Consider the following 22355-nt stretch of genomic DNA (forward strand, 5'->3'; position numbering starts at 1 on the left):
ATGAAGTTAGTTCCAGTACATACTGATAAATATTTTTATAATCCTTTACGTTGTGTTCGCTCTTTAATACGCTCGGCCTTAACGCTTGTCATGTTCAATAAGTTCTGTTCAAGAGACAATATTTTTCGCAAAGGCATCCCAAAATAAACCTTCATAAATCGCCATATGTCTCTTTGCGTCAGGCCAATATTCATTGATGAGAAATATAAACCAATCAGGTCTTTATCGCGCCAACGGCGCGGTACTTTTGCACGTATCTGTGCCCGATGCAGATCGATAACCGAAATTTTTAATTCATCTTCCCGGCCAGTAAATGGTAAATGAAGCAAAAAGTGGCAAATGTAGCAGTCGCGGTGATTTATCCCTGCGGCGTGCATTTTACGCACCATGGTTGCCACTCGTGTAATCAGCATACGCTTTACACGTATATCAGGCGGGTTGACTGCCCAATCAGCACAATAATCTTCAAGGCTAATCGTGGGAGTGAGATCTTCGGTAATAATAAATGATGTGCGAGTTAATGGATTTAACCCTTTTTCACCAAACCCAATGCCCTTCATTGTATCAACGCCAACATCACTCAGGCGATGAATAGCGTGCCACTCTCTGTCTGCGCCCAAAACGGGCATCCGTAATGAGAGTAGATTTTTTACAATCTCTTTTAATGTCGTCCCTTTGTGCCATTTAAGAAAATAGCTTTTCCCGGCCAGTTCAAAGCGTAATGTGCGACGCGTCTCGAGTTCACGAAAGACCTCGCCATTCAGTTTTTTGACTTCTTCAAAAGCATCTTTACCACGCCAAAGTGTGGCAAGCGGCTCTTTTAATTCAACCATCTAAACCACCTGTAATGATATCTGCGGCTTTCTCTGGCAGGCTATACAAATCCTGAGTATCGGCATAATGGCGAGCATTCTCCGCCCAGGCCATTCGTAATGGAGACTGAGTTAACGCTTTACGTAAAACTTCATTTAACTGTTCCTGGGAGAATGGTTCAGCGATAACCGTTCCACAATTGGCATCCGCAATATAATGCGCGTACCCACATACCGCAGTTGTTAAAACAGGTAATCCAGCAGTGATTGCTTCAAGAAGAACGATACCCGCGGCTTCCTGATAAGCGGGATGCAGTAATAAATCAGCGGCTGCCATTAATTCTGACACATCATTGCGACCGGAGAAGAAATGCACATTGCTCCGCACGCCGAGCTTTTCTGCCAGCGCTTCAAATTTTCGCGGCTTATCCTGGCCAACAACAAATAAAAGCGTATTGTGACGTAATGATTCCGATAACGATGCCAAAGCTTCAATTGAGCGATCCACACCTTTACGGCCAAAATCTGATCCAACCTGCAGTAATAAGTTTTGTTGCTCTTTTATGCCATTTTTCTGGCGATAAATTTCACGACTGTTTGGGATTTGCTCGCTGTATTTTCTGTCCGGATAAATACCGGGAGGAAGAATTTGAAAACGTTCAGGTTCGGTTTGATAATGCTTCTGGAAATCGGCGATTTGCTTATCGGTCAGCATCATAAGTTTCGTCGATTTACCCTGCTCGAAAGTCGCCCGCTCAAATGCGGCATAATGGCGATATCGTGATGTTAAACGATATAAAAAACCTTTTTCTTGCGCAACTTTCTCGGCGTAACAAACATCAGCAGCAAAATAAACATCCAGACCTGGCATCTTATTAAACCCAACAACGCGATCTGCGGGATGCTCTTTGAGATGATTTTGTACCCAGGCATAATACTCTGCATTGCGTCCATGGTTGGTATGGGACTTAACTGGCACCTGAATAAGCTCAAATGCTTTTGGGCAATCACCTTCCCACGACTGCGTATAGACCCGAACATGGTGGCCCCGAGCGGCAACTGTTGATGCAATACGCATAAAGTCACGTTGAAGCCCACCAAATGGAAAATATTTATATAAACAAAACGCCACGATCATAATTGTGCATTCCTGTCAGCTGAAGGGGCATCTTCTGGCAACAGCTTTTCCGTAGCGGCGATCACATCTTCCGCTGGGATAACAGAAAGATATTTTTTGTTGCGGTCAAGTTCATGCCGGGTCGGCATTTTCTGATAATTCCCCGCCCAGAATTGAATAATATTCTCGGTCCAGGGGCGCCAGAATACGTGGTCCGTTGCACCAAATAGACTAATGACTGGCGTTTTCACTGCCGCTGCAATATGTCCCGGCGCAGAATCTACGCCAATAAAAAGCACTGCATGATCAATTAACGCACCCAGTTCAGGAAAACGTGTTTTACCTGCAAGGCCAGTAATGGGTTTCGTTTTGCAACCTTGCGCAATCTCATCTACACAAGAGAGATCGTCTGCCGAAGGCCCACAGGTCAGCACAACCTGATATCCTCGCTGTTGCAGCGCATCAATAACCTTAGAAAATTTATCGTTATCCCAACACTTAAATATCTGACGCGCTGTCGGTTGGATGACAACATAATGATCTTTTACGCCCAGGGCATCTAATTCCTGGCGCATCTTCTTCCAGCAATCTTCGGCGTAACTCATTGTTGTGTCAGTGTAGAAATCGGTAATACCTAATGGCTCAAGGACCGATAAATTCCGCTCAACAATATGTGTACCGTGTATTGGCGCTAAGTGAGTGAAGCTTTTTTTCCAAATGCCATGCTGCCGATGACCATAAAGTTGCGATATTTTCATCCGTGCAGGTAAACAACGTACCAGCAGCGCCACCATCCACTGATCCGTAAGATTAATGACCAGGTCATAATTATTTCCGCGCAGAGTTTTTATCAACGAAAGCACATTTTTAATTTTATCGAATGTTCCCGCACCTTTATTGCTTATCCCGTAGAGCGCATTAATTTCCGGGTTTTCAGACAAAATAGGGATGGTGTCCTGATAAAGCAGCATATCGATTTTTGCATCAGGATAATTCTGCTTGAGCGTACTGATGACAGGAGTAGTTAATAACATATCTCCATGATATCGCATCTTTATGACCAGGATTTTTCGAAATGGCTTTTCCACTAGCGACTCTTTTGTGTGATTGTCTGGTTAGTTAAGCAGAAAAAAAGCACGCTACCGCCCCAGGCTCAACAGCTACCTGAATACTGATAACGCACTTACTTTGACGTGCTAGTGTATCATTTCTTTCGCAGCAATCCGACCCGAATGATTTTTATACACAAAATATTTTTTAATTATAAAATTCAAATAGATAAAAAATATCATACCGATAAGGTCGGTATGGCTTATGTAGAGTTGAAAATGGGGCTGAGTTTCAATGAATCGCATAAAAATACAAAAAAAATGAAGATGTAGCGGCAGATCAGACCAAACTGAAGCTATTTAAGTCAAAAACGGGAAAAGTAATGGTAAAGCCACCGCTAAATACATAGAATCCCCAGCACATCCATAAGTCAGCTATTTACTATGCTCGAATTGCTTTACACCGCCCTTCTCTACCTTATTCAGCCGCTGATCTGGATACGGCTCTGGGTGCGCGGACGTAAGGCTCCGGCCTATCGAAAACGCTGGGGTGAACGTTACGGTTTTTACCGCCATCCGCTAAAACCAGGCGGCATTATGCTGCACTCCGTCTCCGTTGGTGAAACGCTGGCGGCGATCCCATTGGTGCGCGCGCTGCGTCATCGTTATCCTGATTTACCGATTACCGTCACCACCATGACGCCAACCGGTTCGGAACGCGTACAATCTGCTTTCGGTAAGGATGTTCAGCACGTTTATCTGCCTTACGATCTACCCGATGCGCTTAATCGTTTCCTGAATAAAGTCGACCCCAAACTGGTGTTGATTATGGAAACCGAGCTATGGCCTAACCTGATTGCGGCGCTACATAAACGTAAAATTCCGTTGGTGATCGCTAACGCGCGACTCTCTGCACGCTCTGCCGCAGGTTATGCCAAACTGGGCAAATTCGTCCGTCGCTTGCTACGTCGAATTACGCTGATTGCCGCCCAAAATGAAGAAGATGGTGCACGTTTTGTGGCGCTGGGTGCAAAAAATAATCAGGTGACCATCACTGGTAGCCTGAAATTCGATATCTCTGTCACGCCGCAGTTGGCTGCCAAAGCAGTAACGCTGCGCCGCCAGTGGGCACCTCATCGCCCGGTATGGATTGCCACCAGCACTCACGAAGGCGAAGAGAGTGTGGTCATTGCCGCACATCAGGCATTGTTACAGCAATTCCCGAACTTATTGCTCATCCTGGTACCACGTCACCCGGAACGCTTCCCGGATGCGATTAACCTTGTCCGCCAGGCTGGGCTAAGCTATATCACACGCTCTTCAGGGGAAGTCCCTTCCACTAGCACGCAGGTTGTGGTTGGCGATACGATGGGCGAGTTGATGTTGCTGTACGGTATTGCCGATCTCGCCTTTGTTGGTGGTTCACTGGTTGAACGTGGTGGGCATAATCCACTGGAAGCCGCCGCACACGCTATTCCGGTATTGATGGGACCGCATACCTTTAACTTTAAAGATATTTGCGCACGGCTGGAGCAGGCAAGCGGGCTGATTACCGTCACCGATGCCACTACGCTTGCAAAAGAGGTTTCCTCTTTACTCACCGACGCCGATTACCGTAGTTTCTATGGCCGTCATGCCGTTGAAGTGCTGTATCAAAACCAGGGCGCGCTACAGCGTCTGCTTCAACTGCTGGAACCTTACCTGCCACCGAAAACGCATTGAGGTTGTTATGCAAAAACGGGCGATTTATCCGGGTACTTTCGATCCCATTACCAATGGTCATATCGATATCGTGACGCGTGCCACGCAAATGTTCGATCACGTTATTCTGGCGATTGCCGCCAGCCCCAGTAAAAAACCGATGTTTACTCTGGAAGAGCGTGTGGCGCTGGCACAGCACGCAACTGCGCATCTGGGAAACGTGGAAGTGGTCGGATTTAGTGATTTGATGGCTAACTTCGCCCGTAATCAACACGCTACGGTGCTGATTCGTGGCCTGCGTGCGGTGGCGGATTTTGAATATGAAATGCAGCTGGCGCATATGAATCGCCACTTAATGCCGGAACTGGAAAGTGTGTTTCTGATGCCTTCGAAAGAGTGGTCGTTTATCTCTTCATCGTTGGTGAAAGAGGTGGCGCGCCATCAGGGCGATGTTACCCATTTCCTGCCGGAGAATGTCCATCAGGCATTGATGGCAAAATTAGCGTAGCGTTTATGCCGGATGGTATGCCATCCGGCGCGCATCAATTACTTCTGGCACTGCCGACAATAAAACGTTGCCCGTTGTGCATGTTTCGTCGCCACAATCGGCGTACCGCACACCCGACACGGCTCACCTTTTCGCCCGTAAACCTGCAATTCCTGAGCGAAATAGCCCGGTTTACCATCACTTTGCAGAAAATCTTTCAGCGTTGTACCGCCCTGCTCAATCGAACGCAGCAACACCGCTTTAATCACCCGAGCTAACAATTCACACTCTGCCAGCGACAGTGATGACGCCAGCCGATCCGGATGGATCCCCGCCGCAAACAGAGATTCGCTGGCATAGATATTCCCTACGCCTACCACCAGCTTGTTATCCATCAGCCACGGTTTAATCGCCGTTTTTTTCTTCGCGCACTTCTGATGCAGGTACTCACCGTTGAAATCGTCGCTAAGCGGCTCCGGTCCAAGGTGGGCCAGCACATTATGCCCTTCCAGCTCTTTGGTCCACAGCCAGGCACCAAAACGGCGCGGATCGGTATAGCGCAGTACTTTGCCGTTGCTCATCACCAAATCAACATGGTCATGCTTTTCGGGAGGAAGTTCTTCTGAAAGGATGCGCAGGCTGCCAGACATCCCCAGATGAATAATAATCCAGCCCTCAGGCAGCTCCAGCAGCAGATATTTAGCCCGGCGCTGCACGCTAAGCACTGGTTGGTCGCTTAAACAGTAGATCTCTTCTGAAACCGGCCAGCGCAAGCGACCGTTGCGCACCACCGCATGAAGAATGGTTGCACCAACGAGATGCGGTTCGATGCCGCGTCGGCTGGTTTCAACTTCGGGTAATTCAGGCATAGCATCTCCGGGAATGAACAGATGCAGTCAATATGGGGGCAAGCAGATAACAAAAAACCCCGCCGGAGCGAGGTTTTTCGTTACATCAAAGCGAGAATTATTTGATTTTCGCTTCTTTGTAGATCACGTGCTGGCGAACAACTGGATCGAATTTTTTCAGTTCCAGTTTTTCCGGCTTAGTACGTTTGTTCTTCGTAGTGGTATAGAAGTGACCAGTACCAGCAGAAGAAACCAGCTTGATTTTCTCACGAATACCTTTAGCCATGATTTATTTCCTCTAAGTACTTAGTACTTTTCGCCACGGGCACGCAGTTCAGCCAGAACTGTATCGATGCCTTTTTTATCGATTACACGCATACCTTTAGCAGATACGCGCAGGGTGACAAAACGCTTCTCGCTCTCAACCCAGAAACGGTGAGAGTGCAGGTTCGGCAGGAAACGGCGTTTAGTCGCGTTCAGTGCGTGGGAACGGTTGTTACCGGTCACCGGACGCTTGCCAGTAACTTGGCAGACTCGGGACATGTCTATTCTCCAAAAATCAAATTAGCTCGAGCTTCGTATGGGGTATTGGCGCCTCGTCAGGCTTTACAGCCCGGTCATCGCAGTTCTATGTGAACTCTCGATTGCCAGGCCCAAATGCCAAACCCGAGATTCTCAAAGGTGGCGTAGTATACGCTGACTCAGCGATGTGCTCAAGTCCCGAACAGACAAAGATCCCGAAGGATCGCGCATAGCGGGTTAAATCCAGCCGCGTTCGGCAAAAGAAACATACTCTCCACGCCCAATCACGATATGGTCGAGCACGCGTAAATCCATGAACTGACAACTTTTTATTATCCGTTCGGTAATGAGTTTATCCGCTTTACTGGGTTCAGCACAACCCGAAGGGTGATTATGTGCAAGGATCAGCGCCGAGGCGTTTATTTTTATCGCTTCGCGGATAATTTCCCGAGGATGGACTTCAACATGGTTTAGCGTGCCGGAAAAAAGACGGCTATGCGTTATAACCCTGTGTTGGGAGTCGAGAAAGATCACCATAAAGATCTCCCGCTCCTCGCCCGTGAGCTGGCTTTGTAAAAATTCCCTCGTCATCTCCGGGCTGAGTAAAGGGCTTTCTTCACGCATCCGCACGTTGTAGTAACGCCGCGCCAGTTCAGCAATCCCCTTTAACTGGGCAAATTTCGCCACGCCAATTCCATGAACGCCACTAAACTGTTCATATTCAGAGGTTAACAAGCCATAAAGAGAGCCGAAATTCTCCAGCATCTCTTTTGCCAGGGTTAATACATCTTTACCGCGCGTTCCGGTACGCAGAAATAGCGCCAGCAGCTCGACATCCGTTAAGGCGCTAATACCAAACTTCAGCATTTTTTCGCGCGGCATCAACAGCTGTGCATTGTTTTTCACCTTCACCTCCTTTGTGGTGCTCGCATCCTGTCATAGCCGTTCCGTTAAATCGACGGCCAGTTTTCAATCCTGGAAAGCGCCTCGCAAAGTGATTCTCAGGTGAAGGCACGACAACAAAAGTATTGTGATAAAATCGCCAACTTCTGGTGTCACCCAACAGGAAAAATCATCATGAGCCTGGCCGGTAAAAAAATCGTTCTCGGCGTTAGCGGCGGCATTGCTGCCTATAAAACCCCTGAACTGGTGCGTCGTTTGCGCGATCGCGGGGCCGACGTCCGCGTAGCCATGACCGAAGCGGCAAAAGCCTTTATTACCCCACTTAGCTTGCAGGCAGTTTCGGGGTATCCCGTTTCCGACAGTCTGCTTGACCCGGCAGCCGAAGCCGCTATGGGCCATATTGAGCTGGGTAAATGGGCTGATTTAGTGATTCTCGCCCCTGCCACGGCAGATTTGATTGCCCGTGTTGCTGCCGGAATGGCGAATGACCTGGTATCGACGATTTGCCTGGCTACACCTGCGCCTGTAGCCGTGCTCCCCGCCATGAACCAGCAGATGTACCGTGCCGCTGCCACGCAGCATAATTTAGAGGTGCTTGCTTCCCGTGGTTTGCTCATCTGGGGGCCAGACAGTGGCAGTCAGGCTTGTGGTGATATCGGCCCTGGGCGAATGCTCGATCCGTTAACCATTGTTGATATGGCGGTAGCGCATTTTTCGCCCGTCAACGACCTGAAACATCTGAACATTATGATTACCGCCGGCCCGACGCGTGAACCGCTCGATCCGGTGCGTTATATCTCTAATCACAGCTCCGGCAAGATGGGTTTTGCTATCGCCGCCGCTGCTGCCCGTCGTGGCGCGAACGTCACGCTGGTATCAGGTCCGGTTTCACTACCGACGCCACCGTTTGTTAAACGTGTTGATGTAATGACTGCGCTGGAAATGGAAGCCGCCGTGAATGCTTCTGTACAGCAGCAAAATATTTTTATCGGTTGCGCCGCCGTGGCGGATTATCGCGCAGCTACCGTGGCCCCAGAGAAAATCAAAAAGCAGGCCACGCAGGGTGATGAATTAACAATAAAAATGGTTAAAAACCCCGATATCGTCGCAGGCGTTGCCACACTAAAAGACCATCGACCCTACGTCGTTGGATTTGCCGCCGAAACAAATAATGTGGAAGAATACGCCCGGCAAAAACGTATCCGTAAAAACCTTGATCTGATCTGCGCGAACGATGTTTCCCAGCCAACTCAAGGATTTAACAGCGACAACAACGCATTACACCTTTTCTGGCAGGACGGAGATAAAGTCTTACCGCTTGAGCGCAAAGAGCTCCTTGGCCAATTATTACTCGACGAGATCGTGACCCGTTATGATGAAAAAAATCGACGTTAAGATTCTGGACCCGCGCGTTGGGAAGGAATTTCCACTCCCGACTTATGCCACCTCTGGCTCTGCCGGACTTGACCTGCGCGCCTGTCTCGACGACGCCGTAGAACTGGCACCGGGTGCCACTACTCTGGTTCCAACCGGGCTGGCGATTCATATTGCCGATCCTTCACTGGCAGCCATGATGCTGCCGCGTTCCGGATTGGGACATAAGCACGGTATCGTGCTCGGTAACCTGGTAGGATTGATCGATTCTGACTATCAGGGCCAGTTGATGATCTCTGTGTGGAACCGTGGTCAGGACAGCTTCACCATTCAACCTGGCGAACGTATCGCCCAAATGATTTTTGTTCCGGTAGTACAGGCTGAATTTAATCTGGTGGAAGATTTCGACGCCACCGACCGCGGTGAAGGCGGCTTTGGTCACTCTGGTCGTCAATAACACATACGCATCCGAATAACGTCATAACATAGCCGCAAACATTTCGTTTGCGGTCATAGCGTGGGTGCCGCCTGGCAAGTGCTTATTTTCAGGGGTATTTTGTAACATGGCAGAAAAACAAACTGCGAAAAGGAACCGTCGCGAAGAAATACTTCAGTCTCTGGCGCTGATGCTGGAATCCAGCGATGGAAGCCAACGTATCACGACGGCAAAACTGGCCGCCTCTGTCGGCGTTTCCGAAGCGGCACTGTATCGCCACTTCCCCAGTAAGACCCGCATGTTCGATAGCCTGATTGAGTTTATCGAAGATAGCCTGATTACTCGCATCAATCTGATTCTGAAAGATGAGAAAGACACCACAGCGCGCCTGCGTCTGATTGTGTTGCTGCTTCTCGGTTTTGGTGAGCGTAATCCTGGCCTGACCCGCATCCTCACTGGTCATGCACTAATGTTTGAACAGGATCGCCTGCAAGGGCGCATCAACCAGCTATTCGAGCGTATTGAAGCGCAGTTGCGTCAGGTATTGCGTGAAAAGAGAATGCGTGAGGGCGAAGGCTACGCGACGGATGAAACCCTGCTGGCAAGCCAGATCCTGGCCTTCTGTGAAGGTATGCTGTCACGCTTTGTCCGCAGCGAGTTTAAATACCGCCCGACGGATGACTTTGACGCCCGCTGGCCGCTAATTGCTGCACAGTTGCAGTAATATGACGCCGGATGACTTTTCATCCGGCGAGTTTCTTTAAACGCCGAACTCTTCGCGATAGGCCTTAACCGCCGCCAGATGTTCCGCCATTTCCGGCTTCTCTTCAAGGTAAGCAATCAGGTCTTTCAGGGTGATGATAGAGATCACTTTGCAGTTGTAATCACGCTCAACTTCCTGAATCGCCGAAATCTCGCCGCGCCCGCGCTCCTGACGATCGAGCGAAATTAACACACCAGCAAGCGTCGCGCCATTGGCCTGAATAATTTCCATCGACTCGCGAATCGCCGTTCCGGCGGTAATCACATCATCCACCAGCATTACGCGTCCTTGTAATGCGCTACCGACCAGATTGCCGCCTTCACCGTGATCTTTTGCTTCTTTGCGGTTAAAGCAGTACGGCAGGTCCAGGTCATGATGCTCCGCCAGCGCTACAGCGGTAGTAGTGGCAATTGGGATCCCTTTGTAAGCAGGGCCAAACAGCAGATCGAACTCAATGCCGGAATCCACTAACGCTTCAGCGTAAAAACGGCCTAACAGTGCCAGATCGCGCCCGGTATTAAACAGCCCGGCGTTGAAGAAATAGGGGCTTTTGCGCCCGGACTTCAGCGTAAACTCGCCAAACTTTAATACCTGCTTGCCAAGCGCAAATTCAATAAACTGGCGCTGATATGGTTTCATGCCTTCGCTCCTCATCTTACTTTTCTACAGACAAAAAAAAGGCGACTCATCAGTCGCCTTAAAAATCAGTTTGCCAGCGCCGCCTTCTGCGTCGCTACAATGGATTCGATTCCCCCTCGGGCCAGCGCCAACAAGGTGAGTAGCTCTTCATGGGTAAACGGCTCGCCTTCTGCCGTTCCCTGCACTTCAATGATGCGCCCGTCTTCGGTCATCACCACGTTCATGTCCGTTTCAGCGGCAGAGTCTTCAACGTATTCCAGATCGCAAACCGCTTCGCCGTTCACAATCCCGACAGAAACCGCGGCTACCATCCCTTTCATCGGGTTGGTTTTCAGCTTGCCATTTTCAACCAGTTTATTCAGGGCATCGGCTAGTGCAACACAAGCACCGGTGATAGAAGCGGTACGCGTGCCACCATCAGCCTGAAGCACGTCGCAGTCCAGCGTAATGGTGAACTCACCCAGCGCTTTCAAATCTACTGCCGCGCGAAGAGCACGGGCGATCAGACGCTGGATTTCCATTGTGCGTCCCCCCTGCTTACCTTTCGCCGCTTCACGGGCATTACGGGTATGAGTAGAACGCGGCAGCATACCGTATTCTGCGGTGATCCAGCCCTGGCCCTGACCTTTCAGGAAGCGCGGCACGCCTTCTTCAATAGAGGCGGTACACAACACTTTGGTATCGCCAAATTCGACCAGCACCGAGCCTTCTGCATGTTTTGTATAGTTACGAGTCAGGGTAACGGGACGCACCTGATTATTGCTACGGCCTGCTGGACGCATATTGAAATCTCCGGCTTGAAACAAATGTGGCTGCGCATTATACGGACTTCCGGCGGTTATTCCTATCCTGACAAGGCATCGATGGCTATAATCCTTCCACCTCTCCTTTTATAAACAGGAACGTCTATGATCCGCAGTATGACCGCCTACGCCCGGCGTGAAATCAAGGGTGAATGGGGGAGCGCAACCTGGGAAATGCGCTCGGTAAACCAGCGTTATCTGGAAACTTACTTTCGTCTGCCGGAGCAGTTCCGTAGCCTTGAACCTGTCGTTCGTGAGCGTATTCGTTCTCGCCTGACGCGCGGTAAAGTGGAATGTACCCTGCGCTATGAGCCCGATGTCAGCGCGCAAGGTGAGCTGATCCTCAACGAAAAACTGGCTAAACAGCTGGTAACTGCCGCGAACTGGGTAAAAATGCAGAGTGACGAAGGGGAAATCAACCCGGTTGATATTCTCCGCTGGCCAGGCGTGATGGCGGCCCAGGAACAGGATCTCGACGCGATTGCCGCTGAAATTCTCGCGGCGCTGGATGGTACGCTGGATGACTTTATCGTCGCGCGCGAAACCGAAGGTCAGGCGCTGAAAGCATTGATCGAGCAGCGTCTGGAAGGCGTTACCGCCGAAGTGGTCAAAGTCCGCGCCCATATGCCGGAAATCCTGCAATGGCAGCGTGAGCGTCTGGTGGCTAAGCTGGAAGATGCTCAGGTTCAGTTGGAGAACAACCGTCTGGAGCAGGAGTTGGTTCTGCTGGCACAACGAATTGACGTTGCCGAAGAGTTGGACCGCCTCGAAGCGCATGTTAAAGAGACCTACAACATTCTGAAGAAAAAAGAAGCCGTTGGTCGTCGTCTGGACTTTATGATGCAGGAGTTCAACCGCGAGTCAAACACCCTGGCCTCGAAGTCTATCAATGCCGAAGTGACAAACTCTGCCATCGAGCTGAAAGTGTTGATTGAGCAGATGCGCGAGCAGATTCAGAACATTGAATAACTCGTAACGCCAATTCTTACTTTTCAGCCTTCACAAATGCCGCCCACTCAAACAGAGCGGCATTTTTCTTCCCCGCAACTTCAATTCTGTTTTGCGTGCCTGCTCCAGATTTTGCGATGTTTTTTTGCCCAGCACACTGAGAACGTGAGATACTCACAACTGTATACAAATACAGTTACAGATTTACTTTCTTTGCAATCGATATCACATGGAGTGGGCAATGAACGAACATCATCAACCTTTTGAAGAAATACGGCATTATGGCACTGAAGGGCAAGAATTTTGGTCAGCGAGAGAATTGGCACCGTTACTGGATTATCGGGACTGGCGCAATTTTCAAAAGGTACTGGCCCGCGCGACTCAAGCGTGCGAAGCCAGCAATCAAGCTGCATCTGACCATTTCGTTGAAACCACCAAAATGGTTGTATTAGGTTCAGGGGCTCAACGAGAACTTGAAGATGTTCATCTCTCCCGCTATGCCTGTTACCTGGTAGTACAAAACGGCGACCCTGCGAAACCGGTTATTGCGGCAGGGCAAACTTATTTTGCTATCCAGACCCGACGGCAGGAGCTGGCTGACGATGAAGCTTTCAGGCAACTTCGTGAAGACGAAAAGCGTCTTTTTCTGAGAAATGAGTTGAAAGAACATAACAAACAATTAGTTGAGGCAGCGCAGCAAGCTGGGGTAGCGACAGCTATCGATTTCGCCATATTTCAGAATCATGGTTACCGGGGACTGTATGGTGGATTAGATCAGAAAGCCATCCATCAGCGGAAGGGGCTGAAAAAGAGTCAGAAGATCCTGGATCATATGGGTTCAACAGAACTGGCGGCTAATCTCTTTCGAGCTACCCAAACAGAAGAAAAACTCAAGCGGGATGGCGTGAATTCAAAACAGCAAGCTAACACCACACACTTTGACGTGGGTCGCAAGGTGAGGCAAACCATTCAGGAACTTGGCGGAACCATGCCTGAGGAGTTGCCGACCCCGCAGGTTAGCATCAAGCAGTTGGAAAACAGTGTAAAAATTACAGAGAAAAAATAGCAGAAACTAAAAACTCTTTTTGTTGATTGAGACACCCGATGCGTAAGCCAAGGTCCAGGTGCAGTGAACACAATGGCTAACATTGCACCTTTCTTTTCCACCCCTCAGTTTTAACCTACTTTTTCTTATGCATTTTCTCAGACAAGAAGTCAGAAGAATGCATCTACGCTACAGAAAACAACGATTTCACATAACTACAAATTATCAATTCCCTCTCACCTTAAAAAATCTCAATCGTGACAATGTGCACAAATCGCTACCCTGCCAGACAGATTTTTAGGGAGAGAACCATGCTGTTACACATTTTGTATTTGGTTGGCATTACTGCCGAAGCCATGACGGGGGCGCTGGCGGCCGGACGACGGCGCATGGATACATTTGGCGTAATTATTATTGCGACCGCCACGGCAATTGGCGGAGGGTCAGTGCGCGATATTCTGCTGGGCCACTATCCGCTCGGCTGGGTCAAACACCCGGAATATGTGATTATCGTCGCTACCGCCGCAGTACTCACCACTATTGTTGCTCCTGTAATGCCTTACCTGCGCAAAGTGTTTCTGGTGCTCGATGCGCTCGGACTGGTAGTCTTTTCTATCATTGGCGCACAGGTTGCACTGGATATGGGACACGGCCCAATTATTGCCGTTGTCGCGGCGGTAACCACTGGTGTGTTTGGTGGTGTACTGCGCGATATGTTCTGTAAACGCATCCCACTGGTATTCCAGAAAGAGTTGTATGCCGGTGTCTCATTTGCCTCCGCCGTGCTGTACATCGCGCTGCAACACTATGTTTCTAACCATGATGTGGTGATTATCTCCACCCTGGTCTTCGGTTTCTTTGCCCGTTTACTGGCGCTACGTCTTAAGCTGGGATTACCGGTCTTTTACTACAGCCACGAAGGTCACTAAGGTTCAAAACCTGTGATCTGCTGGGCAGCCAGCCAACTGCCCAGCTTCTTGATTTGCGCATTTTCCTTCCATTCAATAACCTGTCTGGCGCGCCCCGATCCAGTCCCCGGCAACTGCTGCCAGAACTGTTCTGTGCTAAATAAAAGTTGCGACCAGGACCGTTCATCACTGGCGTTAAGCGCCGCCCGGGTTAGTGGTATTCCCATTGCCATCACCCAGCGAGTAAAAGGCTGCTTACGAGCCAGATTAAACTGATGCCATAACTGTGCGCTTTTACTTTTCGCGATCCCCGGCGTGTTCTGTAATTGCTCTGGCGTTAATAAAAGCCAGGAAAAGATATGCTCAAAGCGATGAGTTTGATGCAGGGCGCGCCAGCCGGCCTCACCAATGCCATCAAGCCCCAGAACTTGTTTTGACCCCAGCCAGACTAAGCGTGAAATGAACTGTTCCTGACAAACATCAGAAGCAAAGTAGCAGGTCAACGAGTTAAAGCGGTTTTCTGGTGGTGTCGGTTTTGTACGTTCTGTACCGCGCCAGACCACATTATCAATGCGAGGAATACCCTGCCCGGCAAGGCTGACGAGGATCTGATCACCAGGCGCAATATCCCACTCCTGCCAACGTCTGACAGAACCGATATTTACCCGCTGAACTTTTTTATCATCCAACATGACAGGCACAAGTGACGCAACCACCGAGATTTTACCACTCTTGCCCACCGCAAACTGAATCGCCTTCACTTCGGCAACCTGAGCTACAGGTTGATATTTCCAGGCCACCAGCCACTCTGCCTGGCCCGGCAGCCAATGGCGAGATTCGGGTTCCTTAGCCGCTCGTACAACCACGCCATCGGTGACGAAGGGTAATTTCGCTTTCCACCACTCATTGCGTATGCGCTCAACCTCATCAGCATTGTTAACCGCACGGGTATACGTCTGCGTTAGAGTAAAACCTGCGGTAGTCAGCTGCTGTAAACGATCGGTCATTAACTGCGTTCCATCCGGCCATGCCCAGACAAAAACGCCCAGTGAATTCAGCGTGTCGCTATTCCCCTGGCGCATCAGGAGACCAGCAACTTTTGAGCGGGCATTTATTCCCCCCATTTGTTGTTGGATATGCCCCTCGCGCTTGAGAAATATTTCCCCCTGAAGTGTACTATTGACTAAAGGCCCGCTAACGGTTTGCGGCACAGAGGGAATTAAGCTAACTTTCTGCGTCCAGTCCTCCCCTTTCAGGCCATTGCCGCGACTGATTGCTTTGTTCAGTTTCCCGTCCCGATAAACCAGGGTTACCGCAACGCCATCGACTTTCGGTTGCACCCAAAGATCGTTGTGTTCACGCATCCAAAGACGTAGTGCATTTTTATCCGCTAATTTACGCACGCCTGTATGCGCAACTGGATGCATAACTGTGCCTGCCAAAGGTGGCATCATCGCGTCGCGGGACTCGTTCCCAAAACAGCGTTGCCACTGCGTGAGACGGGCGCTTAACTGATCGTAAACACCGTCTTCAATCTCACTTTCCCCTTCCTTCCAGTAGTCATCGTCCCACTGTTTTATTTGCTGTTGCAGGCGGGAAATTTCTTCCTGTGCTCTGGCTGGCGACCAGGCCGGACAGACCGCCCACGCCGATGATTGCCAGCACAAGATACTTATTAATATCGCCATCCATACTTTCATCATCACCTCCGCTGTAGATAGTCAGGCAGATATACAACGTGATGAAAGCAAAGCCGAGTGGCAAAAACGGAGTCTGCGAGGACGCTTCCTGAGAATCGTCTTTATTGCAGTGAATCACAGGCAAATGCGGAAGCAGCTACGCAAAACGCAACAACTTTGCGCAAAAAGTGTGAGCAAGGGCTACGTCACATGGCCGCGCCGTGTATAATAAGCTCGTATGTAGGCTTTATTTCGCTAATCACATACGAAAGATACTCATGGCTCAAGGCACGCTTTATATTGTTTCTGCCCCCAGTGGCGCGGGTAAATCCAGCCTGATTCAGGCTTTATTAAAAACCCAACCGTTGTATGACACCCAGGTTTCTGTTTCACACACCACGCGCCAACCGCGTCCTGGTGAAGTTCACGGTGAACATTATTTCTTTGTTAATCATGATGAATTTAAAGAAATGATTAGCAGAGATGCGTTCCTCGAACACGCAGAAGTTTTTGGTAATTACTATGGCACTTCGCGTGAGGCCATTGAGCAAGTACTGGCGACCGGTGTCGATGTTTTTCTCGATATCGACTGGCAGGGCGCGCAGCAAATTCGCCAGAAGATGCCGCACGCGCGGAGTATCTTTATTTTACCGCCGTCCAAAATTGAACTGGACCGCCGTCTTCGCGGTCGCGGTCAGGACAGCGAAGAGGTCATTGCAAAGCGTATGGCGCAAGCTGTTGCAGAAATGAGCCATTACGCCGAATATGATTACCTGATTGTGAATGATGACTTCGATACCGCGTTGACCGATTTGAAGACCATTATTCGCGCCGAACGTCTGCGCATGAGCCGCCAAAAGCAGCGTCATGACGCTTTAATCAGCAAATTGTTGGCAGACTGAACCTGATTTCAGTATCATGCCCAGTCATTTCTTCACCTGTGGAGCTTTTTAAGTATGGCACGCGTAACTGTTCAGGACGCTGTAGAGAAAATTGGTAACCGTTTTGACCTGGTACTGGTCGCCGCGCGTCGCGCTCGTCAGATGCAGGTAGGCGGAAAGGATCCGCTGGTACCGGAAGAAAACGATAAAACCACAGTAATCGCGCTGCGCGAAATCGAAGAAGGTCTGATCAACAACCAGATCCTCGACGTTCGCGAACGCCAGGAACAGCAAGAGCAGGAAGCCGCTGAATTACAAGCCGTTACCGCTATTGCTGAAGGTCGTCGTTAATCACAAAGCGGGTCGCCCTTGTATCTGTTTGAAAGCCTGAATCAACTGATTCAAACCTACCTGCCGGAAGACCAAATCAAGCGTCTGCGGCAGGCGTATCTCGTTGCACGTGATGCTCACGAGGGGCAAACACGTTCAAGCGGTGAACCCTATATCACGCACCCGGTAGCGGTTGCCTGCATTCTGGCCGAGATGAAACTCGACTATGAAACGCTAATGGCGGCGCTGCTGCATGACGTGATTGAAGATACACCCGCCACCTACCAGGACATGGAACAGCTTTTTGGTAAAAGCGTCGCCGAGCTGGTAGAGGGGGTGTCGAAACTTGATAAACTCAAGTTCCGCGATAAGAAAGAGGCGCAGGCCGAAAACTTTCGCAAGATGATTATGGCGATGGTGCAGGATATCCGCGTCATTCTCATCAAACTTGCCGACCGTACCCACAACATGCGCACGCTGGGCTCACTTCGCCCGGACAAACGTCGCCGCATCGCCCGTGAAACGCTCGAAATTTACAGCCCGCTGGCGCACCGTTTAGGTATCCACCACATTAAAACCGAACTCGAAGAGCTGGGTTTTGAGGCGCTGTATCCCAACCGTTACCGCGTAATTAAAGAAGTGGTGAAAGCCGCGCGCGGCAACCGTAAAGAGATGATCCAAAAAATCCTCTCGGAAATCGAAGGGCGTTTGCAGGAAGCGGGAATACCGTGCCGCGTCAGTGGTCGCGAGAAGCATCTTTATTCGATCTACTGCAAAATGGTGCTCAAAGAGCAGCGTTTTCACTCGATCATGGACATCTACGCCTTCCGCGTGATCGTCAATGATTCCGACACCTGTTATCGCGTGCTCGGGCAAATGCATAGCCTGTACAAGCCGCGTCCGGGTCGCGTGAAAGACTACATCGCTATTCCAAAAGCGAACGGCTATCAGTCTTTGCACACCTCGATGATTGGCCCGCACGGCGTGCCGGTTGAGGTCCAGATCCGTACCGAAGATATGGATCAGATGGCAGAGATGGGTGTTGCTGCGCACTGGGCTTATAAAGAGCACGGCGAAACCAGTACTACCGCACAAATTCGCGCCCAGCGCTGGATGCAAAGCCTGCTGGAGCTGCAACAGAGTGCCGGTAGCTCATTTGAATTTATCGAGAGCGTTAAATCCGATCTCTTCCCGGATGAGATTTACGTTTTCACACCGGAAGGGCGCATTGTAGAGCTGCCTGCCGGTGCAACGCCCGTCGACTTCGCTTATGCGGTGCATACCGATATCGGTCATGCCTGCGTGGGCGCTCGCGTCGACCGTCAGCCTTACCCGCTGTCGCAGCCGCTCTCCAGTGGCCAAACCGTTGAAATCATTACCGCACCGGGCGCTCGCCCGAATGCCGCATGGCTGAACTTTGTCGTTAGCTCGAAAGCGCGCGCCAAAATTCGTCAGTTGCTGAAAAACCTCAAGCGTGATGATTCTGTAAGCCTGGGCCGTCGTCTGCTCAATCATGCGTTAGGTGGCAGCCGTAAGCTCAATGAAATCCCGCCGGAAAATATTCAGCGCGAGCTGGACCGCATGAAGCTGGCAACGCTTGACGATCTGCTGGCTGAAATCGGCCTTGGTAACGCAATGAGCGTGGTGGTCGCGAAAAATCTGCAACATGGGGACGCCTCCATTCCGCCGGCGACTCAAAGCCACGGGCATCTGCCGATTAAAGGTGCTGATGGCGTGTTGATCACCTTTGCGAAATGCTGCCGCCCCATTCCTGGCGATCCGATTATCGCTCACGTCAGCCCCGGTAAAGGTCTGGTGATCCACCATGAATCCTGCCGTAACATCCGTGGCTACCAGAAAGAGCCAGAGAAATTTATGGCTGTAGAATGGGATAAAGAGACGGCACAGGAGTTCATCACCGAGATCAAAGTGGAGATGTTCAATCATCAGGGGGCATTAGCTAACCTGACGGCAGCGATCAATACGACCAACTCCAATATTCAAAGTTTGAATACAGAAGAAAAGGATGGTCGCGTCTACAGCGCCTTTATTCGTCTGACCGCCCGTGACCGTGTGCATCTGGCGAATATCATGCGCAAAATCCGCGTGATGCCAGACGTGATTAAAGTCACCCGAAACCGAAATTAATGTTTTATGAACTCAACACGTTATGCACGCATCTGCGAAATGCTCGCCAGGCGGCAGCCTGATCTGACCGTCTGCATGGAGCAGGTCCACAAACCTCATAACGTTTCTGCGATTATTCGTACTGCAGATGCCGTTGGCGTACATGAAGTTCATGCTGTCTGGCCTGGCAGTCGGATGCGCACCATGGCTTCGGCTGCGGCTGGCAGCAACAGTTGGGTGCAGGTGAAAACACACCGCACCATTGGCGATGCCGTTGCTCATCTGAAAGGCCAGGGCATGCAGATTCTGGCAACCCATCTTTCTGATAACGCTGTCGATTTCCGCGAAATTGATTACACCCGCCCGACCTGTATTTTGATGGGTCAGGAGAAAACGGGCATCACTCAGGAAGCGTTAGCCCTGGCGGATCGGGACATCATTATACCGATGATCGGTATGGTGCAGTCGCTGAATGTTTCCGTTGCCTCAGCCCTCATTCTTTACGAAGCCCAGCGCCAGCGGCAAAACGCAGGTATGTATCTGCGTGAAAACAGCATGTTGCCGGAAGCAGAGCAACAACGCCTGCTGTTTGAAGGCGGCTATCCGGTGCTGGCGAAAGTCGCAAAACGCAAAGGCCTGCCCTACCCCCACGTTAATCAGCAAGGCGAAATTGAAGCTGATGCCGACTGGTGGGCCACTATGCAGGCAGCAGGGTAAGCGCCATGAAAGGTCGCCTGTTAGATGCTGTTCCGCTCAGTTCGCTAACGGGCGTTGGCGCGGCGCAAAGTAATAAGCTGGCGAAAATCAATCTGCATACCGTGCAGGATTTACTCTTACACCTTCCTCTGCGCTACGAAGATCGCACCCATCTCTACCCCATCGGTGAACTACTGCCGGGCGTTTACGCCACGGTGGAAGGCGAAGTGCTGAATTGCAATATCTCCTTCGGCGGTCGGCGGATGATGACCTGCCAGATCAGCGACGGTTCCGGCATTCTCACCATGCGCTTTTTCAACTTCAACGCGGCAATGAAAAATAGCCTGGCGACTGGCCGCCGCGTGCTGGCCTATGGCGAAGCAAAGCGCGGTAAATATGGTGCGGAGATGATCCACCCGGAATACCGCGTGCAGGGCGATCTCAGTATGCCAGAGTTGCAGGAGACGCTCACGCCGGTTTACCCAACTACGGAAGGCGTAAAGCAGGCCACGCTGCGTAAATTAACCGACCAGGCGCTGGATCTGCTCGACACCTGCGCCATTGAAGAACTCCTGCCGCCGGAACTGTCACAAGGAATGATGACGCTACCGGAAGCGTTGCGCACTTTGCACCGCCCGCCGCCGACGCTACAGCTTAGCGATCTCGAAACCGGGCAGCATCCGGCACAACGCCGACTGATTCTGGAAGAGTTGCTGGCGCACAACCTCAGCATGTTAGCCTTACGTGCCGGAGCACAGCGTTTTCATGCCCAGCCGCTGAGCGCCAATGACGCGCTGAAAAATAAACTCCTCGCAGCCTTACCGTTCAAGCCAACGGGCGCACAGGCACGCGTGGTGGCGGAGATCGAGCGCGATATGGCGCTGGATGTGCCGATGATGCGCCTGGTGCAGGGCGATGTAGGTTCCGGTAAAACGCTGGTCGCCGCCCTCGCCGCGTTGCGTGCGATTGCGCACGGCAAACAGGTGGCATTGATGGCACCAACCGAATTACTCGCCGAGCAGCACGCCAATAACTTCCGTAACTGGTTTGCTCCGCTCGGTATCGAAGTGGGCTGGCTCGCCGGTAAACAGAAAGGTAAAGCACGACTGGCACAGCAGGAAGCCATCGCCAGCGGTCAGGTGCAGATGATTGTCGGTACACACGCCATCTTCCAGGAACAGGTGCAGTTTAACGGCCTGGCGCTGGTGATTATCGACGAACAGCATCGTTTTGGCGTGCATCAGCGTCTGGCGTTATGGGAGAAAGGCCAGCAGCAGGGCTTCCATCCGCATCAGTTGATCATGACCGCCACGCCGATCCCCCGCACGCTGGCAATGACTGCATATGCCGATCTCGATACCTCGGTGATAGATGAGCTGCCGCCAGGCCGCACGCCAGTGACGACAGTGGCAATCCCGGATACCCGCCGCAACGACATTATCGACCGCGTGCGCCACGCCTGTATGACTGAAGGGCGTCAGGCGTACTGGGTGTGCACACTCATTGAAGAATCAGAATTACTGGAAGCACAGGCGGCGGAAGCTACCTGGGAAGAGTTGAAACTGGCGCTACCAGAGTTGAATGTTGGTCTGGTACACGGACGGATGAAACCAGCCGAGAAGCAGGCCGTCATGGCATCATTTAAACAAGGCGAGTTACACCTGCTGGTTGCCACGACCGTTATTGAAGTCGGCGTTGATGTGCCTAACGCCAGCCTGATGATTATCGAAAACCCTGAGCGTCTGGGTCTGGCGCAGTTACACCAGCTGCGCGGGCGTGTAGGTCGTGGCGCGGTGGCTTCTCACTGCGTGTTGCTCTACAAAACACCGCTTTCTAAAACGGCGCAAATTCGCCTGCAAGTGCTGCGCGACAGCAACGACGGTTTTGTGATTGCACAGAAAGATTTGGAGATACGCGGCCCAGGTGAGCTACTAGGTACGCGTCAGACAGGGAATGCCGAATTTAAAGTGGCAGATTTACTGCGCGATCAGGCGATGATCCCGGAAGTTCAGCGCCTGGCACGCCATATTCACGAACGTTACCCACAGCAGGCAAAAGCCCTGATAGAACGCTGGATGCCGGAAACGGAACGTTACTCGAATGCGTAAAAAGCGGCGGTGAGAAAACCGCCATTTCAGGTTACCCTACCTTCCTGTAGGATGCGGCGTGAACGCCTTATCCGTCCTAAAAAAAACTACAAATTCAATAAATTGTGAATCAATGCGCAGGCATGATAAGCGAAGCATATCAGGCTTTTGTCTTTGTTGCGGCGGCACTTCTACCGCCG

At 50.9% G+C, this 22355-nt stretch carries 23 protein-coding genes; 13 read left to right on the top strand and 10 right to left on the bottom strand.

What is annotated here, in order from left to right; genetic code table 11:
* Window positions 1-35: 35 nt before the first annotated feature.
* The 3 genes from rfaP to rfaQ are packed head-to-tail and all read right to left on the bottom strand — an operon-like array spanning window position 36 to window position 3017.
* The gene (rfaP, locus tag QUE74_RS22780) at window positions 36-833 is read right to left on the bottom strand and encodes a lipopolysaccharide core heptose(I) kinase RfaP (RefSeq protein WP_000229842.1); all 798 of its coding nucleotides are present in this window, start codon (window positions 831-833) and stop codon (window positions 36-38) included.
* Window positions 826-1950, bottom strand: coding sequence for a lipopolysaccharide glucosyltransferase I (gene rfaG, locus QUE74_RS22785; RefSeq protein WP_000634284.1), 1125 nt, complete (start codon window positions 1948-1950; stop codon window positions 826-828). The genes rfaP and rfaG overlap by 8 nt, the downstream gene beginning before the upstream one ends.
* Window positions 1947-3017 carry a lipopolysaccharide core heptosyltransferase RfaQ gene (gene rfaQ, locus QUE74_RS22790; protein WP_024166222.1) on the bottom strand — a complete coding sequence of 357 codons (1071 nt, stop codon included), beginning with the start codon at window positions 3015-3017 and terminating at the stop codon, window positions 1947-1949. Before rfaQ ends, rfaG begins: the two co-directional genes overlap by 4 nt.
* Before the next feature lie 405 nt (window positions 3018-3422).
* Here rfaQ and waaA point away from each other — a divergent pair, with 405 nt between their 5' ends.
* Both waaA and coaD read left to right on the top strand, forming a co-directional pair.
* A complete protein-coding gene (gene waaA, locus QUE74_RS22795; RefSeq protein ID WP_000891553.1) occupies window positions 3423-4700 on the top strand; it encodes a lipid IV(A) 3-deoxy-D-manno-octulosonic acid transferase in 1278 nt (425 codons plus the stop codon).
* A gap of 7 nt (window positions 4701-4707) precedes the next feature.
* Window positions 4708-5187 carry a pantetheine-phosphate adenylyltransferase gene (gene coaD, locus QUE74_RS22800; RefSeq protein WP_001171862.1) on the top strand — a complete coding sequence of 160 codons (480 nt, stop codon included), beginning with the start codon at window positions 4708-4710 and terminating at the stop codon, window positions 5185-5187.
* 38 nt (window positions 5188-5225) lie between these two features.
* Here the strand turns inward: coaD and mutM are convergent, their stop codons facing one another.
* The 4 genes from mutM to radC form a co-directional block, all read right to left on the bottom strand.
* Complete coding sequence (gene mutM / locus QUE74_RS22805; protein WP_001114524.1) at window positions 5226-6035, bottom strand: bifunctional DNA-formamidopyrimidine glycosylase/DNA-(apurinic or apyrimidinic site) lyase; 810 nt, start codon at window positions 6033-6035, stop codon at window positions 5226-5228.
* A gap of 97 nt (window positions 6036-6132) precedes the next feature.
* The gene (rpmG, locus tag QUE74_RS22810; protein ID WP_001051798.1) at window positions 6133-6300 is read right to left on the bottom strand and encodes a 50S ribosomal protein L33; all 168 of its coding nucleotides are present in this window, start codon (window positions 6298-6300) and stop codon (window positions 6133-6135) included.
* 20 nt (window positions 6301-6320) lie between these two features.
* Window positions 6321-6557 carry a 50S ribosomal protein L28 gene (gene rpmB, locus QUE74_RS22815; protein ID WP_000091955.1) on the bottom strand — a complete coding sequence of 79 codons (237 nt, stop codon included), beginning with the start codon at window positions 6555-6557 and terminating at the stop codon, window positions 6321-6323.
* A 216-nt stretch (window positions 6558-6773) separates the two neighbouring features.
* On the bottom strand, window positions 6774-7442 hold the full coding sequence (gene radC, locus QUE74_RS22820) for a RadC family protein (RefSeq protein WP_001297375.1): 669 nt from the start codon (window positions 7440-7442) through the stop codon (window positions 6774-6776).
* 171 nt (window positions 7443-7613) lie between these two features.
* Between radC and coaBC the strand changes: the two genes are divergently transcribed.
* From coaBC to slmA, 3 genes are all read left to right on the top strand, one after another.
* Window positions 7614-8834 carry a bifunctional phosphopantothenoylcysteine decarboxylase/phosphopantothenate--cysteine ligase CoaBC gene (coaBC, locus tag QUE74_RS22825; RefSeq protein ID WP_000050143.1) on the top strand — a complete coding sequence of 407 codons (1221 nt, stop codon included), beginning with the start codon at window positions 7614-7616 and terminating at the stop codon, window positions 8832-8834.
* Window positions 8812-9270 (top strand): dUTP diphosphatase, encoded by a 459-nt coding sequence (gene dut / locus QUE74_RS22830; RefSeq protein WP_000976064.1) that lies wholly within the window; start codon window positions 8812-8814, stop codon window positions 9268-9270. Before coaBC ends, dut begins: the two co-directional genes overlap by 23 nt.
* A gap of 106 nt (window positions 9271-9376) precedes the next feature.
* Window positions 9377-9973: a nucleoid occlusion factor SlmA gene (gene slmA, locus QUE74_RS22835; protein ID WP_000818598.1), complete on the top strand. Its 597-nt coding sequence runs from the start codon at window positions 9377-9379 to the stop codon at window positions 9971-9973.
* A gap of 36 nt (window positions 9974-10009) precedes the next feature.
* On the opposite strand, the gene pyrE is transcribed toward slmA, so the two are convergent.
* Window positions 10010-10651: an orotate phosphoribosyltransferase gene (gene pyrE / locus QUE74_RS22840; protein WP_000806154.1), complete on the bottom strand. Its 642-nt coding sequence runs from the start codon at window positions 10649-10651 to the stop codon at window positions 10010-10012.
* 65 nt (window positions 10652-10716) lie between these two features.
* Window positions 10717-11433: a ribonuclease PH gene (rph, locus tag QUE74_RS22845; RefSeq protein WP_001247087.1), complete on the bottom strand. Its 717-nt coding sequence runs from the start codon at window positions 11431-11433 to the stop codon at window positions 10717-10719.
* Window positions 11434-11559: 126 nt separating this feature from the next.
* Between rph and QUE74_RS22850 the strand changes: the two genes are divergently transcribed.
* The 3 genes from QUE74_RS22850 (at window position 11560) to QUE74_RS22860 (ending at window position 14376) form a co-directional block, all read left to right on the top strand.
* A complete protein-coding gene (locus QUE74_RS22850; RefSeq protein ID WP_000621336.1) occupies window positions 11560-12423 on the top strand; it encodes a YicC/YloC family endoribonuclease in 864 nt (287 codons plus the stop codon).
* Window positions 12424-12643: 220 nt separating this feature from the next.
* The gene (dinD, locus tag QUE74_RS22855; protein ID WP_001297973.1) at window positions 12644-13468 is read left to right on the top strand and encodes a DNA damage-inducible protein D; all 825 of its coding nucleotides are present in this window, start codon (window positions 12644-12646) and stop codon (window positions 13466-13468) included.
* A 290-nt stretch (window positions 13469-13758) separates the two neighbouring features.
* Window positions 13759-14376, top strand: coding sequence for a trimeric intracellular cation channel family protein (locus tag QUE74_RS22860; RefSeq protein WP_000924289.1), 618 nt, complete (start codon window positions 13759-13761; stop codon window positions 14374-14376).
* Here the strand turns inward: QUE74_RS22860 and ligB are convergent.
* Window positions 14373-16055 carry an NAD-dependent DNA ligase LigB gene (ligB, locus tag QUE74_RS22865; RefSeq protein ID WP_024166223.1) on the bottom strand — a complete coding sequence of 561 codons (1683 nt, stop codon included), beginning with the start codon at window positions 16053-16055 and terminating at the stop codon, window positions 14373-14375. The two genes, QUE74_RS22860 and ligB, sit on opposite strands and share 4 nt — an antisense overlap.
* 257 nt (window positions 16056-16312) lie before the next feature.
* Here ligB and gmk point away from each other — a divergent pair, with 257 nt between their 5' ends.
* The 5 genes from gmk to recG are packed head-to-tail and all read left to right on the top strand — an operon-like array spanning window position 16313 to window position 22176.
* Window positions 16313-16936, top strand: a complete 624-nt coding sequence (gmk, locus tag QUE74_RS22870) for a guanylate kinase (protein WP_001295237.1) — start codon at window positions 16313-16315, stop codon at window positions 16934-16936.
* Between the two features lie 54 nt (window positions 16937-16990).
* Window positions 16991-17266: a DNA-directed RNA polymerase subunit omega gene (gene rpoZ / locus QUE74_RS22875; protein WP_000135058.1), complete on the top strand. Its 276-nt coding sequence runs from the start codon at window positions 16991-16993 to the stop codon at window positions 17264-17266.
* Between the two features lie 18 nt (window positions 17267-17284).
* A complete protein-coding gene (spoT, locus tag QUE74_RS22880) occupies window positions 17285-19393 on the top strand; it encodes a bifunctional GTP diphosphokinase/guanosine-3',5'-bis pyrophosphate 3'-pyrophosphohydrolase (protein WP_000280482.1) in 2109 nt (702 codons plus the stop codon).
* A gap of 6 nt (window positions 19394-19399) precedes the next feature.
* Window positions 19400-20089: a tRNA (guanosine(18)-2'-O)-methyltransferase TrmH gene (trmH, locus tag QUE74_RS22885; protein ID WP_001089421.1), complete on the top strand. Its 690-nt coding sequence runs from the start codon at window positions 19400-19402 to the stop codon at window positions 20087-20089.
* A 5-nt stretch (window positions 20090-20094) separates the two neighbouring features.
* Entirely contained in the window at window positions 20095-22176 is a 2082-nt protein-coding gene (gene recG / locus QUE74_RS22890; protein ID WP_000678469.1) for an ATP-dependent DNA helicase RecG, read from the top strand.
* The last annotated feature ends 179 nt before the right edge of the window (window positions 22177-22355 follow it).

The organism is Escherichia sp. 10290 (assembly GCF_030295155.1).
Classification (GTDB): Bacteria; Pseudomonadota; Gammaproteobacteria; order Enterobacterales; family Enterobacteriaceae; genus Escherichia; species Escherichia coli_F.

What these genes read in the sequence shown, in the direction of transcription:
- rfaP (WP_000229842.1), bottom strand. Translation starts at nt 833, where the DNA reads ATGGTTGAATTAAAAGAGCCGCTTGCCACACTTTGGCGTGGTAAAGAT.
- rfaG (WP_000634284.1), bottom strand. Translation starts at nt 1,950, where the DNA reads ATGATCGTGGCGTTTTGTTTATATAAATATTTTCCATTTGGTGGGCTT.
- waaA (WP_000891553.1), top strand. Translation starts at nt 3,423, where the DNA reads ATGCTCGAATTGCTTTACACCGCCCTTCTCTACCTTATTCAGCCGCTG.
- coaD (WP_001171862.1), top strand. Translation starts at nt 4,708, where the DNA reads ATGCAAAAACGGGCGATTTATCCGGGTACTTTCGATCCCATTACCAAT.
- mutM (WP_001114524.1), bottom strand. Translation starts at nt 6,035, where the DNA reads ATGCCTGAATTACCCGAAGTTGAAACCAGCCGACGCGGCATCGAACCG.
- rpmG (WP_001051798.1), bottom strand. Translation starts at nt 6,300, where the DNA reads ATGGCTAAAGGTATTCGTGAGAAAATCAAGCTGGTTTCTTCTGCTGGT.
- rpmB (WP_000091955.1), bottom strand. Translation starts at nt 6,557, where the DNA reads ATGTCCCGAGTCTGCCAAGTTACTGGCAAGCGTCCGGTGACCGGTAAC.
- coaBC (WP_000050143.1), top strand. Translation starts at nt 7,614, where the DNA reads ATGAGCCTGGCCGGTAAAAAAATCGTTCTCGGCGTTAGCGGCGGCATT.
- dut (WP_000976064.1), top strand. Translation starts at nt 8,812, where the DNA reads ATGATGAAAAAAATCGACGTTAAGATTCTGGACCCGCGCGTTGGGAAG.
- slmA (WP_000818598.1), top strand. Translation starts at nt 9,377, where the DNA reads ATGGCAGAAAAACAAACTGCGAAAAGGAACCGTCGCGAAGAAATACTT.
- pyrE (WP_000806154.1), bottom strand. Translation starts at nt 10,651, where the DNA reads ATGAAACCATATCAGCGCCAGTTTATTGAATTTGCGCTTGGCAAGCAG.
- rph (WP_001247087.1), bottom strand. Translation starts at nt 11,433, where the DNA reads ATGCGTCCAGCAGGCCGTAGCAATAATCAGGTGCGTCCCGTTACCCTG.
- QUE74_RS22850 (WP_000621336.1), top strand. Translation starts at nt 11,560, where the DNA reads ATGATCCGCAGTATGACCGCCTACGCCCGGCGTGAAATCAAGGGTGAA.
- dinD (WP_001297973.1), top strand. Translation starts at nt 12,644, where the DNA reads ATGAACGAACATCATCAACCTTTTGAAGAAATACGGCATTATGGCACT.
- QUE74_RS22860 (WP_000924289.1), top strand. Translation starts at nt 13,759, where the DNA reads ATGCTGTTACACATTTTGTATTTGGTTGGCATTACTGCCGAAGCCATG.
- ligB (WP_024166223.1), bottom strand. Translation starts at nt 16,055, where the DNA reads ATGAAAGTATGGATGGCGATATTAATAAGTATCTTGTGCTGGCAATCA.
- gmk (WP_001295237.1), top strand. Translation starts at nt 16,313, where the DNA reads ATGGCTCAAGGCACGCTTTATATTGTTTCTGCCCCCAGTGGCGCGGGT.
- rpoZ (WP_000135058.1), top strand. Translation starts at nt 16,991, where the DNA reads ATGGCACGCGTAACTGTTCAGGACGCTGTAGAGAAAATTGGTAACCGT.
- trmH (WP_001089421.1), top strand. Translation starts at nt 19,400, where the DNA reads ATGAACTCAACACGTTATGCACGCATCTGCGAAATGCTCGCCAGGCGG.
- recG (WP_000678469.1), top strand. Translation starts at nt 20,095, where the DNA reads ATGAAAGGTCGCCTGTTAGATGCTGTTCCGCTCAGTTCGCTAACGGGC.